This is a genomic window from Brevibacillus borstelensis, assembly GCF_036700025.1.
Classification (GTDB): Bacteria; Bacillota; Bacilli; order Brevibacillales; family Brevibacillaceae; genus Brevibacillus; species Brevibacillus borstelensis.
In genome coordinates, this window is record NZ_CP144922.1 from 2,091,276 (window position 1) to 2,106,157 (window position 14,882).

Genomic DNA, 14,882 nt, shown 5'->3' on the forward strand with positions numbered 1-14,882 from the left:
GTTAAGAAAGACCACCGAGAGGTGGACAAAGGGAAGCCGAGCTTGTTTCATATGGGCGAAGGCCAAGGACGGTGTGGAGAACTTGGAATACAGCACCTATGAATCCCTCGGGGTATGGGGAGCGGTATGTTGAGAAAGTAGTTAACGGAACTGGGGAGACCCTACTCTGCACGCCCCGTCAGGAGCGTAAAACGGAAACCTATAACCGTAAGGGAAGTGGTGGATGGCAGAGAGGGAGTCGGAGGGGTTCATAGTACCGATGAACATAAGGACAACACAACCTTATGGAGGGAAGGAGCCCTGCTTTGTTCACGGGTCGAAGGAGGTAAGAGTGAGTGAATGCAAGTAAACTTGCTAACTACACCGATGTAAAAGCTCGACAACTTTGGACAACCCTATATCTTTGTGCCAAGGCAAACTCAAAACGGCGATTTCATGCCTTGTATGACAAAATCTACCGCCCGGATATTCTAGCGACAGCTTGGAGGAGAGTAAAAGCAAATAAAGGGAGCGGAGGAATCGACGGACAATCCATCGCACAGATTGTGGAGGAGTATGGGGAGAGCCGTTTTCTTAACGAGATCTATCTAGATTTAAAAGAAAAGCGGTATCGTCCACATCCGGTTCGTCGAACTTACATCCCTAAACCGGATGGCAAGAAACGTCCACTCGGCATCCCGACGATCAAGGATCGGGTGGTCCAAATGGCTACTAAGCTAGTCATTGAACCGATCTTTGAAGCTGATTTTCGGGACTGTTCTTATGGCTTTCGGCCAGGAAGAAATGCTCACCAGGCAATTGCACAGATACGCAAAGCAAGCAAGAGGTGTTATTGGGTCGTAGATGTTGACATTAAAGGGTATTTCGACAACATCAACCATGAGAAGTTGATGAAACTGGTCGAAATGAGAATCAGCGACAGACGTGTTCTGAAACTTATCCGACAATGGCTGCAGGCTGGGGTCATGGAAAATGATCAATTCCATGAAACAGAACTGGGAACTCCGCAAGGAGGGGTAATCTCGCCTCTTCTTTCAAACATCTATCTAAACTACATGGACACCATTTGGGAAAATCAATTCTCCCATCTTGGCACACTTATCCGCTATGCGGATGACTTCGTTATCATGTGCAGAACCAAACAAGAAGCATTGGAAAGCATTCAAGTGCTGATGGCTATTCTAAACAAGCTGGAGCTTAGTCTCAGTAAAGAGAAATCTAGACTCGTTAATATTTGGGACAATTCCACTGGGTTTGACTTTCTTGGGCTGCACCATCGCAAATTCCCCGTGTTCAACAAAGGGGGGAGCAAGGTATTTGCTATGTCTCATGTACCAGCTAAGAAAGCAATGAAGGAAATGAGACGTAAAATTAAGGAATACACTGCACCAAGGAACAAACTGTTTCTGTCTCTAGAAGAGCTAGTGAAAGGGCTAAATCGCAAGCTAAGGGGGTTCAAGAACTACTACTTCATCTCGCCCATCGCCAAACGATGGGCAAGACGGATAGACTGGTATGTGATTGAACGCCTTACAATCTTCTGCAACAAGAAAAGAAGCAAGCGGAATAAACATGCCGGAAAGCTGAAGGTCATACAAAACACGCAGGGTAGTTTATTGAAATTAGCCGGATAAAGTAAGCCGAATGCCAAAGAAAGAAGAACATCGGAAAGCCGTATGAGGGAAAACCTCACGTACGGTTTGATGAGGGGGAGCTGAAATGAGCAAGGCGACCATACGGTCGCCCGAAAGTTTCAGTTCTCTACTCTACAAGAATGCAAGAGGAGGCATGGACATGACTGACAAACTGTATCAAGAAACTTTGTTCAGCTTTTTAGGAGAAGGGGAACCGGAGGCCATCCAGGACACAGGAAAAGGCAAAAGGACAACGGCAACCAATAAATCACGAGTGGCTTCCAAGGCCCCAAAGAAAACGTCTGAATCTGCCACGAAAAGTAAACCGGAAACATGGGAACTGAACACGGAGACGATCATCCGGTATGGAGGGGAGAACATTCCTCTGACCGATTACTTTACGCTCGAAGAAATCACAAATGGTCTTCAAGACAGTTCTCCAACTGATGAACAAACCAGCATCGAAGAGAAGTTGAGGAAAATTACCGGCGAAGACGTGCGGAAACGGATGGAGAACGACTTTGGCGAATTAACCGAAGAATTAACGACGATGACATTCAACAAGGAAAAGAATATGATCATTCCGGTTCTAACCGCACGTAAAAAGGGTAGCGGGATGATTTTGGATCGCCGATATGGTGTATACCTCCGATTGGAAGATGCTGTGGCAAACCGACGGTCCAACATGTATGTTCCCGGAGCTGACGGTCATATGTACCATATCCGCGAAACAGAAGCGCTAACGATCTGCAAAAAGGCACGGAAGGTTCCCAGTGTTCACGCGTTGGTGGAAGGCGTGCGCCTCAAATTCCCCAGGATTCCCTGGGGGATTCTGACGCAGTTTTTGATAGTTGCCCGTCACTTCGCCCGGACATACAGCTCTGAGATTCACGGTGAGATATATTGGGATGGGCAAGGTTATCAATTGGTGATCCCGGCGCAGATCGTTAGCAAGCACATGTGCGAGCCGATTGAACAAATCTTTGATGAGAACCACGTCAAAGTAATGGAAATTCATTCGCACAACACGATGGACGCCTACTTTTCTGCCCAAGATGATCGCTCCGAGCAGGCTCCGATCCTCTACGCGGTTGTGGGAAGGGTGCTGGATTTCTTCCCGCAAATCCTGGTGAGAACGTGTCTGGACGGGGAGTATCTGATCATCAATCCCCATATCGTCTTTGAATCACCGTTGGAGTCTCCGACGAGCCTGGACTTTCCTCAAGTGTCCGTGAAAGGAGCGGGAGACGATGATACGGTTTAACGAACGGAAGAAGATCTTTTACTATATTGTTCAGATCGGCGCAGGCGCAAATGGCGGATATATTCTGCAGCAATGCGCTCAAATGATGAATATATTCAAGGTACAGGGGTTTTACCTGGTGGCCGATCCGGATACGGTAGAACAAAAGAATTTGGCTAATCAACTCTTTATACCAAAGGATGTCGGACAGAAGAAAGCTGCGGTACTGGCTAACCGGTACCGCAGCCATTATCAAGTGCCGATCGCTGCATTCGATGAACGGTACATTGAGGATGAAAGAACGTTAGACCGGCTGTTTCAGTTCACAGATTATCGCGGATGTTACAGGTGGGACACGTTTTTTCTTCCGATTTTGATCGGCGCGGTGGATAACAATTACACGCGCCAGGTCATGCACAGTTACTTTCTCAGTCAAGAGAAGCTCCTCTACATCGATGTGGGAGTAGAAGCTGCCTGGGTTCCCCGTGACGGCCGTCCACAAGAAGAATGGACGGAGGAGGATCAACAGCGCCACGCGAATACTGGATGGACAGGACAAGTAGTAGCCGGATTGAGATTGAACGGAGAAACGGTTCTGGAACCGGTGGCCGACCGCTTTCCAGACATATTGGAGAACGAGTTCGCTCCCTCTGAAATGGTCTGCTCACAGGTGATCGCGTCGAAGCCGCAGCGGTTAATTACCAACAGGTTCGCGGCGCAAGCAGTGGCAGTTTATCTAAATGAACTGTTTGGGGAGAGCTCCTTGTCTACACACGTGACGTTCTTCCACGCGAAGAAATTGTACATGCGTGGGGAAAGGATTGTTGATGGGTGAGTGTCCAGATTGGGCACTCTTTTTTTGTTTTGTTAGAAATTCTTGCAGTTTCAGTTAATCGGACTGGTATCCCGTCAGTGCTATTGATTGACTCAAACCTACTCAGGGCAGCGTTGCTCGTGGTCATGAAAAAGCTCCCTCACGCTGTTGTAGGCACGAACAGGTAGATAAAGGTAACTACACCAGGGTAATAACAAGTAAGCTGTTGGTTGTTTGAGCGAGTAGGGTACATCCATAGCGTTTAAAGCGTAGCCAATTTCTTGCCAATAGACGGGATTAAAAGGATTTTTCCATAAGATTACGCTCCTAAGTCGGTGGTAACGCACATGGGCATGACTCGTCAGGGCCTTACCTCCGAAGAAAACGAAAAAGTTAAACTATTACAGCCCTCCTTCGGAGAGATTCGGGGAGGGGATTTTTTCTCCTTAATACCATTTTTTCGTCGAACAGTGTAGAATTTTTTTTGTAGATTTATAGGAAAAATTGTTATAAAATCCATTTTAGTTAATTAATTGTAAAAAATGTATAGAAGGATTGCGATGAAGTTTTCACTGTTTAGTCGTTTACTTACTTTTTTGGTCGCTGTAGCTTTGCTAATTACTTCTCCTTTAAACAGTCATGCATTAGCCGCAACTTCCAAAAAAGAGGCACAACAATTTAATATTGATCGTGTTGCAGAGGTTATTCTAGTTTCACTTGACGGGAAAAAAATTGAGACAACTTTTTATGTGACTGAAGGAACCGAGATAGATGAATCTACTTTCGATTCGTTAGGAAAGGGTTATAAGCTTAAGGAACTAGAAATTAGAAAAATAGGTCCTGATGGATTCGATATTCAGGAATTAATTAAGTCAAACAAATCTGCTTTGTCTGCGGACACAGAAGATGGTGTAATTAAACCTCTATGGGTAGAAACTGCATTTGATGTTGGTAATTTCATGATGTCTTTAGCTGACTTTAGGGCTGAACCTTCTGTTTGGAATGGCTTTAAAGTAGTGTTTGATGGTGCATCAGTAGTTTTCCCCGGCGTTCCAGCAATTTCTGGCGTAGAGAGAATGATAAAAGCCAGTAAGACATTAAAACAATCACTACAAATTGGAGTGAAAAGCTTTCGTGACTTAAAGAAAGATAGTGTTCCATCTGGGTGGCATCGCCATCATATTTTTGAGAAAAGGTTTGCAGATCGTCTAGGTACAACAGAGAATGATTTGTTTGCAATTGCAATTCCAAAAGATTATCACAATATAATTACTCAAGCATTAAGAAAGGAAATCCCATATGGTGCAAACTATCGGGATTACAGCCGTTCTGAAATAATTCAAGCGCACATAGACGTGTATAGAGATTTATGGCAAGAATACGATGATGAAGTTTACGAATTCTTGTATAAATTTGCCAGAGAAAAACAACATAGTATCCGGTAATTTAAACGCTCCACACCTTATTGGTGTGGAGTTATAATAATATATAGAACTGGAGGTGAAGTAATGAAAATAAAGGTGCATTTTACGTTTCGTGTGTATGATCTGAAAACCAAATTTAAAATTGATCAAATTCTAAATTCTTTGATCAAAGATTTTGTTGTACCGGAACCTGATATAAAAAATGATGATGTTTATGTTCGGTATAAGTTTGAAGTCGTTTACGATAAATATTTAATTGAATCGATATTAGAGAAGCTTAACTCTATATACGAAGATTCTTTAGGAAGTAAAAAAATGTCATCTACCTTCCGGGATTTCCGATATATATATGAATATACGGATGATGAGATGGAAAATGCTGAATTGTATAGAATCACTTCCATCGGTAATAGGCCGGAATTATATGTATCTAACAAAACAAAATATGAACTAAAGCCATTTTGTCCAAAATGCTCAAGATATGAACGAATCATAAAAGATGAATTAATGTTCAATACATTCGTCCTTAAAAAATCCCCATTAGTTTTTGTCAACGACTATATGGTTATTTCTCAGGATCTTGCAGAAAAATTTAGGGAGTGGAACCTATCAGGTTATGAATTACGAGAGGTAAGGCATAAAGGATCAAAACCAGGGCAAAATGCCTTTCAAGTTATCCCAACCAATATCTTACCACCCCAAACATCAACTGCTCCATTAAGTGATGACCCTCAGATAAAGATGCGAAAATGCCCTGAATGCGGTGTTGTAGAGCATTTGCAGCTACCTTATGTCTATGATAAGAAAGCCATTCATTTCATGCAGGATTTTAATGTAACGTATGAATATTATCCCATTAATGACGACACAGTCATTCGAGATATGTTAATAAGTAAGAAGGTAATTAGGTTACTAGTTGAACAAGGAATTGCGAATATTAAAACATCGTCTAATGATAATAATTGGACTCTTGTTCCAGTTTTGACGAACACCACACTTTAAACAACCGTTTATTCTATACGATCCGTCTTCGTTATTAGAGACTGGACTGTAAAAACTTTCGTATTAGGTGGTCAGCCAGAAAAAATCTGGCTGGCCGTTTTTTGTGAAAATAGCTGTAAGATGACGATAGCCGAGTAGAACGATCCATAGTTAGGGCTTGCTGAACGAATAAAAAATTGAGAAACGACAAAGGTTTTGCCCCGTTTTCATTGAAGTCATGTGCAAGGAAATCAAAGATTTCCCTTCAAATTCCTTGCACATGGAGCGGATCTGAATGTACGAATTTCTCTCTCATCGTGAAAATCAACTGCTTCTCCCCGATGATTTTTTCTTGCCGTTTGGCGGCAAGTTGAATAAAGAAAATCGCTGGGGCAAGTTGGCTCGGTTGGTACCGTGGGCATATGCGGAAGAAAAGTATGCCAAGTCCTTCCGCAAATCGTTTCGTGGACAAAAGGCCGTTTCCATCCGTGTCGCCCTCGGGGCACTCATCATTCAGGAACGTTTGCAACTGTCGGACCGGGAAACGGTCCAGCAGATTGTCGAAAACCCGTATCTGCAATATTTCATCGGGCTGGAAGGCTATCAGGATCATCCGCCGTTCCACCCGTCGCTCATGACGCATTTTCGAAAACGTGGGCGAGCAGGTTCTCCGCGAAATCAACGAGATTATCGCGGTCGAGGCTGCCAAATCGACACCAGATTCCGACCGTGACGATGAACCGAAATCCGGTAGAAAATCCAAAGGTAAACGTACGACCAAGCATCATTCAACATCCGAGGAAGATCCGAACCAGGGTGTCTTGTTGCTGGATGCCACATGTGCCCCGGCGGATGTGGCGTACCCAACCGATTTGAACTTGCTGAACGAGGTGCGTGAGAAACTGGAGGAGATCATCGACACGTTACATGCTCCACAGATTGGTCGTGCCCGCAAACCACGGACTTATCGGGATCAAGCGCGAAAGGAGTACCTGGCCGTGGCCAAACAACGTCGTGCAGACGGCAAGGTGATTTGTCGAGCGATCGGCAAGCAGCCCTTAAGTAGATATTTGGTAAGATGATAGGGAAGGAGGGAGCAAACCGTGATCATAGCCACGAAACTTCATATTCCCCGATCACGAAGCCCGCTTGTTGTTCGTTCCAGACTCACCCATCGTTTGCATGAAGGGCTGGATCGTGCACTTACCTTGATCACAGCGCCTGCCGGGTATGGCAAAACCACCCTGCTGGGCGAGTGGGTGACGACGCTGGAAAAGCCCGTCGCCTGGGTCTCTCTTGATCAAGCGGATAATGATCGCATGCGTTTCTGGGCACATACCATTGCGGCGCTTAAACAGGCCTATCCGTCTTTTGACGAACAGGCTGTGCTTCGTCATGCCGTGGAAGATCCATCGGGGTTCTCACTGATTGCCACGCTCGTCAACGGGCTTCATCGTATACCGCAAACGACGGTGCTCGTATGGGATGACTTTCATCACATCGAGGAAGCGTCCATATTCAAGGGAGTCACTTATCTGCTGGAACGCTTGCCGTCACATGTTCATCTCTATCTCGCAAGCCGAAACTTCCCATCGTTGCCCCTCTCGAGAATACGGGCGGGAAATGGGTTGAACTGGCTGGATGCGAGAGATCTCCGCTTCTCTTCGGATGAAACGACTGAATTTTTTGCGAAGTGCGGCGGTATGGACATGGCCATCGAAGACGTGGCTGTCGTACAAAAAAAGACGGAGGGATGGGTAGCGGCGATGCGATTGGCGATCTTATCGTTACATGAACATGCTGATCCCGCATCGCTGGTCCGGAAGATGGCGGGAACGGAACGTGACATATCGGATTATTTTTTCGATGAAGTGTTATCCTATCAGTCTGAAACGATGCAGCAATTTTTGCTGCAAACGTCGATTTTAGATCGGATGACGGGCGAACTTTGTGAGGCGGTAACTCACATAGCCGAAAGCGATGCCTATCTGCAACAGTTAGACAGGGAAAGCTTGTTTCTTGTGGCTCTGGACGAGCGTCGGGAGTGGTACAGGTACCATCATTTGTTTCAGCAGTTTTTGAAGGCGCACCTGAAAAGGCGGGAGCCGCGGCGATGGCAAACCCTTCACATGGCAGCGGGAGAATGGCTAGAAGCGAACGGGTATCCTCGTGAAGCGGTGAATCATTACCTGGCGGCTACCAGTTACGAACATGCGCTTTCATTAATAGAGGCGATTACACCAGAGCTGATGGCCAATGAATGGACGACGCTCTGCACGTGGCTCAGCGCTATTCCCGATTCACTGTTATTTGCTAGGCCGATGATGCTTTTGACAAAGCTCGCTTCCCAGTACATGTCCGGGCATGTCGAAGCGGCCACAGTCGGGTATTGGCGAGCGGTTCGCAGGCTGGAAGAGGACACAGCTTCCCTTCATCCTTCTGAAGCCGAAACATTGCATGCCGGACTCGCTTTTCTGACCGCATTTCGCACGTTTTTGGATCGGGATTTTGAATATGCCGTTCAATTTTCAAAGGAATATGTCGAGAAACAACCGGAAGGCAATCTCTTCATTGGATTCGGAAGCGACCGGGATGGCTATCATCCGCTGTGGGACATCTATGTGTCGGATGACGGCCTTCGACTGGCGGAACAGGTGGTAACGCCCTTGCTGTCGATTTGGTCCGGAACCCGAAACGTGTATTTTGTTGCTCATCTGTATATTGACTTTGGGAAAATGCAGTACGAACGAAATCGCTTGGTCGAAGCGGAAAAGGTGATGCGCCAAGCCTATGATATTGGAAGAACGCATCATAATATAAGCCTGATGACCATCGCGGCGCTATGGCTTGCTCGCATTGCCGCCGTGCAGGGAGACGAGGAGATGGCAGACGACAGATTACAAGAGTTAGCCAAACTAGCGTCTGTGAAGGCGAATCCCAATTTGTCCGGGAAAATGGCCTTGTTCCGAGCCATGCAAGGCTGGATGCGTGGGGAAGAGAAACCGATGAGACAATGGCTGAGAAAGAGCGGCTTGCGATTTCAGGATGAGATTCCGGTATCCATGATCAAGGAATATGATCTGCTGGCTGCTATACTGGCAGAGCAGGGAAAAATCGAGGAAGCTGCATCTTTAACGGAGCGTCTCCTCTTTGTTGCTGGAGAAACAAGACGGCAAAGCGATTACATTCGCCTTCTCGTTCGTAAGAGCAGAATTTTTTTTCTTCAAGGAAGGATTACAGAATGTATGGATGTATTAGAAGAAGCGCTTGCATTGGCGTGGCCCGAAGGATATATCCGAACCTTTGTTGACGAAGGGAATGCCTTTGGGCAAATATTGGATCGATATATCCGACTGCGTCAAAATCAACATCGCCGCCCCAGTCATAAGGTGCCTTTATCCTACGTGAAACGATTGCTCAGACTGTTCCCGCCACTTGAAAAGGAAGCCAGCATTCCCCCAGAAAGAACGGCGGTTGCTTTAACAGCCAAAGAACAATGTGTGCTTCGTTTGATGGGAACAGGGATGTCCAATAAAGAAATAGCACTGAAACTGAATGTTTCCCTGGCAACCATAAAAACACACATTAACAATATCTATGGGAAATTACAGACGAATAATCGATTGCAAGCGCTGGAACGAGCCAGAACACTACAGTTGTTCTGACCCGTTCCTCTTTTTTTGTATAAATCATCTCCACCTCCCTGCTCAACCTTTTTGATCTCTTGTGCCAGGCAGGGTTGATCACAAAGGGATTTGGAAGTTAGTATAATGAGTTGGATAAAGCTATGAAGTGAGGGCAGGAGGATGATGAGGAGATGAATGTTTTAAAGATAAGGCAAATGAACATACCGAAGCGTTACAACGTGACCAGGATTGGTTTACTCATGCTGACTATACTTTTCGCATGGTTGGGTACAGACACTAAAGAGGCAACAGCAAGTGAAAGTGATTATGAATATCAGGAGATTGCCGGTGGTGTAGAGATTACGAAATATGTGGGCACGGCGAAAGATATAACGATTCCGGATACGTTAGGCGGTAAGGGCGTTATACGAATAGGAAATACAGCTTTTCGTAATAAAGATCTGACAAGTGTGACGATTCCGGACAGTGTGACGACCGTCGGGGAATCCGCATTTGCATCCAATCAACTCGAGAGTGTGACGATTCCGGACAGTGTGACGAGTATTGGGAGGTGGGCATTTCAAAACAACCGACTCAAAAGTGTACAAATCGGGAACGGTGTGACGAACATCGAGACTTCCGCATTTGCATCCAATCAACTCGAGAGTGTGACGATTCCGGACAGTGTGACGAACGTCGGACATTACGCATTTAAATCCAATCAACTCGAGAGTGTGACGATCCCGGACAGTGTGACGAACATCGGGGATGGGGCATTTGATGACAACCAACTCGAGAGTGTGACGATCCCGGACAGTGTGACCAGCCTTGGGGAGGGGGCATTTCGAAACAACCGACTCCAAAGTGTACAAATCGGGAACGGTGTGACGAACATCGAGACTTCCGCATTTGCATCCAATCAACTCGAGAGTGTGACGATCCCGGACAGTGTGACGAGTATTGGGGGGTGGGCATTTCGAAACAACCGACTCCAAAGTGTACAAATCGGGAACGGTATGACGATCATCGGGAATGGGGCATTTGAAAACAACCAACTCGAGAGTGTGACGATCCCGGACAGTGTGACGAGTATTGGGGGGTGGGCATTTCGGAACAACCGACTCCAAAGTGTACAAATCGGGAACGGTGTGACGAACATCGGGACTTACGCATTTGCGATCAATCCCCTTAAAGTGATCATCGGGGAAATTGAATCTCAGGCACAAGACTATGCCCAAAATAATGGCATTCTATTTCTGAATTTCGATCCATGGAGCAGCGGCGGACAGGAGCAAAAGGAAGCGGCGACGACTGTCAAGGCGCTCTGGAGCAAAACGTTCAGCTTGCAATATCAGTGGACAACAACTGAAGAGACTCCGGCTTTGCCAACCGAACCGGAAGGCGACGGCTGGACGGCGTTTGAAAGCGGAGATACCCTTAATCACTCCCTGGATGATGCGCAAACGACAGATAGTACCTGGTATGTGCACATTTATGCCGAAGATGAAGATGGCAAGGAATTATTTACAGTCCATTCCGGAGCATTTCTACTTGAAGTGCCGGAACAGGTCGCCAAGCCGGTGGCAGACCCGGCCGGCGGCGCAGTTCCGTCCGGCACCAAAGTGACGTTGAGCACAGCGACCGAGGGGGCGACGATTTACTACACGACAGATGGCAGCGAACCGACAAGCAGCAGTGCCGAATATACCGCGCCCATCGAAGTGACAACAGAGATGACAATCAAAGCAATAGCCGTGAAGGATGGCATGCTGGACAGTGAAGTGATGGAGGAGCGTTATACGATTGCAATGATACCTGCACCGACGAATTTGAGGGCTTCGGCGGGTGACCGTTCCGTTACATTAGAGTGGGATGTGGTCACGGAAACAGGTAGCGTGACTTACGCGGTCTACCAGGCGGAAGGTACATCAGCTCCTGACGATCCGGCGAACTGGAAACTCATTCAATCGGATGTTACCACGAACTCCTGCAACGTCACGGGATTGACGAATGGAACATCATACGCATTCGCAGTAAAGGCTGTCTCTGCAGAAGGAACCAGTGATTTCTCCAATGCAGCGACAGCGACCCCAAGAGCAACAGGAGATTATGAATACGAAATCAAGACGGATCCTGAGGGCAGTGAATATGTGATCATTACCGGTTATACCGGGACAAATACGGAACTGAGTATCCCCGATACTTTGGATGGCAGGCCAGTAAGAGAAATAGGGGAGAGAGCTTTTTATTTGAAGAGTCTCAACAATGTGATTATCCCGGATAGTGTAACGAGCCTTGGAGATTGGTCTTTTTACGGGAATTACCTTAAGTCTGTAGTAATAGGGAAAGAAGTGAAGGTGATCGGACGAAGTTCATTCGATAGCAATCTACTTGAGGACGTGATTATCCCGGACAGTGTGACAAACATCGGGGACGGAGCATTTCGAAACAATAGGCTAAAAAGCGTACAGATCGGAAACAGCGTAGAGCGTATCGGGGCTCAGGCGTTTGCGAACAACCAACTCACCAGCGTAACGTTCCCTGACAGCTTGTTAATCGTTGGTTCCCAATCATTTTATAAAAACCAACTCCAAAAGGTGTCGATTCCGGACAAAGTGACGACTATCGAGAATTCGGCATTTGAAGAAAACCAACTCACCAGCGTACAGATCGGGGACAGTGTCGAAAGTATTGGGGCGTCGGCGTTTGCGAACAACCGGCTTACCAGTATAAAAATTTCTGATAAGGTCACATTGCTCGGCCCAAGTCTATTTAGGAACAATCCCCTTAAAGTGATCATCGGGGAATTTGAATCTCAGGCACAAGACTATGCCCAAAATAATGACATTCTATTTCTGAATTTCGATCCATGGAGCAGCGGCGGACAGGTGCAAAAGGAAGCGGCGACGACTGTCAAGGCGCTCTGGAGCAAAACGTTCAGCTTGCAATATCAGTGGACAACAACTGAAGAGACTCCGGCTTTGCCAACCGAACCGGAAGGCGACGGCTGGACGGCGTTTGAAAGCGGAGATACCCTTAATCACTCCCTGGATGATGCGCAAACGACAGATAGTACCTGGTATGTGCACATTTATGCCGAAGATGAAGATGGCAAGGAATTATTTACAGTCCATTCCGGAGCATTTCTACTTGAAGTGCCGGAACAGGTCGCCAGGCCGGTGGCAGATCCTTCCGGTGGTGTGGTTCCTTCCGGCACCAAGGTGACATTGAGTACGCCAACTGAAGGAGCGACGATTTACTACACGACAGATGGCAGCGAACCGACGAGCAGCAGTGCCGAATATACTGCGCCCATCGAAGTGACAACAGAGATGACGATCAAGGCGATTGCCGCGAAGGACGGTATGCTCGACAGCGAAGTGATGGAGGAGCATTATACGATCTTGTCTCCCGAGCAAGTCGCCAAACCGGTTGCAGATCCCTCAGGCGGTGCGGTTCCGTCTGGTACAAGGGTGACATTGAGCACGGCGACCGAGGGAGCAACAATTTACTACACGACGGACGGCAGCACGCCGAGCCGCAGCAGTATGGAATATACCGCACCAATCGAAGTTGCTTCGGAGATGACGATCAAGGCGATTGCCGCGAAGGACGGTATGCTCGACAGCGAAGTGATGGAGGAGCATTATACGATCTTGTCTCCCGAGCAAGTCGCCAAACCGGTTGCAGATCCCTCAGGCGGTGCGGTTCCGTCTGGTACAAGGGTGACATTGAGCACGGCGACCGAGGGAGCAACAATTTACTACACGACGGACGGCAGCACGCCGAGCCGCAGCAGTATGGAATATACCGCACCAATCGAAGTTGCTTCGGAGATGACGATCAAGGCAATTGCGATAAAGTCCGGCATGCTCGACAGCGAACTAATGGAGGAACAGTATACGATTGAAACGATACCTGCACCTGCGAATCTGACAGCTTCGGCAGCTAATCGTTCCGTTACATTGGAGTGGGATGCGGTCACGGAAACAGGCAGCGTGACTTACGCGGTTTACCAAGCAGAAGGCGCATCAGCTCCGGTCGATCCGGCGAACTGGAGGCTCGTTCAATCGAATATTGCAATGAACTCCTACATCGTCACCGGATTAACGAACGGAAAAACGTATGTATTCGCAGTGAAGGCTGTCTCTGCAGAAGGAACCAGTGATTTCTCCAATGTAGCGACAGCGACCCCAAGAGCATCAGGAGGTAACCGCGGTTCCGGTGGTGGCGGAGGAGGTCGCGGGTTGTCCAACAATGCGGATCTTGCGGATCTGCAAGTATGGGCGGGAGGCAAACCATTGAATCTAAGCCCTTCATTTGCTTCTGGAACAACGGCATATACGGCACGTACAACATCCGAACAAGTGGAGCTTGTAGTAAAAGAAGCGCACTCCGCAGCCAAAGTCATTCTACAGAATAAAGTCATGGCCGACAGGGCGAAAGTCGATCTGGAGGAAGGCAAAAATACGTTCGTATTAACGGTACGAGCAGAAAATGATGCGGAGAAAAACTATACGTTGACCATTTACCGCGAAACGCCACAACCGTCCGAACCGGCCATTGAATTTTCCGATATCGCCGGACATTGGGCAAAGAACTACATCCTGCGTGCTGTAGAGAAAGGCTTCGTTAGCGGTTATCCAGACGGCACATTTAAACCGAACAATCCGGTCACTCGCGCCGAGTTTACCGTGATGCTGGCAGGCGCTTTGAAACTGAAAAGTGAAGGTACAGCACTTACGTTTGCCGACAACGAACAAATCGGCGAATGGGCAAAACAAGCCGTTGCACAGGCGGTAGAGGCGAGAATTATCGATGGATACGATGATGGCAGTTTCCGGCCAAACAACCGCATCACGCGTGCAGAGATGGCGGCAATGATCGCCCGGTCCCTTACATTGCAGACGAATCCCGGCATGTCAACCGGCTTTGCCGATGATGAAGTGATTCCACAATGGGCGAAAGGTGCAGTCGAAGCGATCTGCAAACTTGGCATTGTCGATGGGCGGGGAGGAAACCGTTTTGTAGCAAACGAAATCGCAACCCGCGCAGAAGCGACGGTGATTCTGCTTCGGATGTTGGAAGTCAACAAATCATAACCCCCGTCCAACGGGTGGTTCAGACTGTCGACAAAGTACCTGTCGGCAGTTTTTATTT

Annotated in this window: 7 protein-coding genes and 1 pseudogene; all 8 read left to right on the forward strand. The window is 47.4% G+C overall.

Going from position 1 to position 14,882, the window contains the following annotated elements; genetic code table 11:
* Nucleotides 1-335 precede the first annotated feature (335 nt).
* The 8 genes and pseudogenes from ltrA (at nt 336) to V5G20_RS09695 (ending at nt 14,824) form a co-directional block, all read left to right on the forward strand.
* The gene (gene ltrA / locus V5G20_RS09660; RefSeq protein WP_024985477.1) at nt 336-1,634 is read left to right on the forward strand and encodes a group II intron reverse transcriptase/maturase; all 1,299 of its coding nucleotides are present in this window, start codon (nt 336-338) and stop codon (nt 1,632-1,634) included.
* A gap of 160 nt (nt 1,635-1,794) precedes the next feature.
* On the forward strand, nt 1,795-2,898 hold the full coding sequence (locus V5G20_RS09665; RefSeq protein ID WP_338463364.1) for a hypothetical protein: 1,104 nt from the start codon (nt 1,795-1,797) through the stop codon (nt 2,896-2,898).
* Nucleotides 2,885-3,712 carry a ThiF family adenylyltransferase gene (locus V5G20_RS09670; RefSeq protein ID WP_338463365.1) on the forward strand — a complete coding sequence of 276 codons (828 nt, stop codon included), beginning with the start codon at nt 2,885-2,887 and terminating at the stop codon, nt 3,710-3,712. The genes V5G20_RS09665 and V5G20_RS09670 overlap by 14 nt, the downstream gene beginning before the upstream one ends.
* A 539-nt stretch (nt 3,713-4,251) precedes the next feature.
* On the forward strand, nt 4,252-5,136 hold the full coding sequence (locus tag V5G20_RS09675) for a hypothetical protein (RefSeq protein WP_024984344.1): 885 nt from the start codon (nt 4,252-4,254) through the stop codon (nt 5,134-5,136).
* A gap of 63 nt (nt 5,137-5,199) precedes the next feature.
* Nucleotides 5,200-6,117: a hypothetical protein gene (locus V5G20_RS09680; protein WP_024984345.1), complete on the forward strand. Its 918-nt coding sequence runs from the start codon at nt 5,200-5,202 to the stop codon at nt 6,115-6,117.
* 274 nt (nt 6,118-6,391) lie between these two features.
* Nucleotides 6,392-7,151 (forward strand): annotated as a pseudogene (locus V5G20_RS09685) (transposase); the annotation flags it as partial.
* Between the two features lie 48 nt (nt 7,152-7,199).
* A complete protein-coding gene (locus V5G20_RS09690) occupies nt 7,200-9,761 on the forward strand; it encodes a LuxR C-terminal-related transcriptional regulator (RefSeq protein WP_122958800.1) in 2,562 nt (853 codons plus the stop codon).
* A gap of 221 nt (nt 9,762-9,982) precedes the next feature.
* Nucleotides 9,983-14,824: a leucine-rich repeat protein gene (locus V5G20_RS09695; protein WP_338463366.1), complete on the forward strand. Its 4,842-nt coding sequence runs from the start codon at nt 9,983-9,985 to the stop codon at nt 14,822-14,824.
* Nucleotides 14,825-14,882: the final 58 nt, after the last annotated feature.

Bases quoted from the DNA above. Each gene is read 5' to 3' on its own strand.
- V5G20_RS09665 (WP_338463364.1), top strand. From the start codon at position 1,795: ATGACTGACAAACTGTATCAAGAAACTTTGTTCAGCTTTTTAGGAGAA.
- V5G20_RS09670 (WP_338463365.1), top strand. From the start codon at position 2,885: ATGATACGGTTTAACGAACGGAAGAAGATCTTTTACTATATTGTTCAG.
- V5G20_RS09675 (WP_024984344.1), top strand. From the start codon at position 4,252: ATGAAGTTTTCACTGTTTAGTCGTTTACTTACTTTTTTGGTCGCTGTA.
- V5G20_RS09680 (WP_024984345.1), top strand. From the start codon at position 5,200: ATGAAAATAAAGGTGCATTTTACGTTTCGTGTGTATGATCTGAAAACC.
- V5G20_RS09695 (WP_338463366.1), top strand. From the start codon at position 9,983: ATGCTGACTATACTTTTCGCATGGTTGGGTACAGACACTAAAGAGGCA.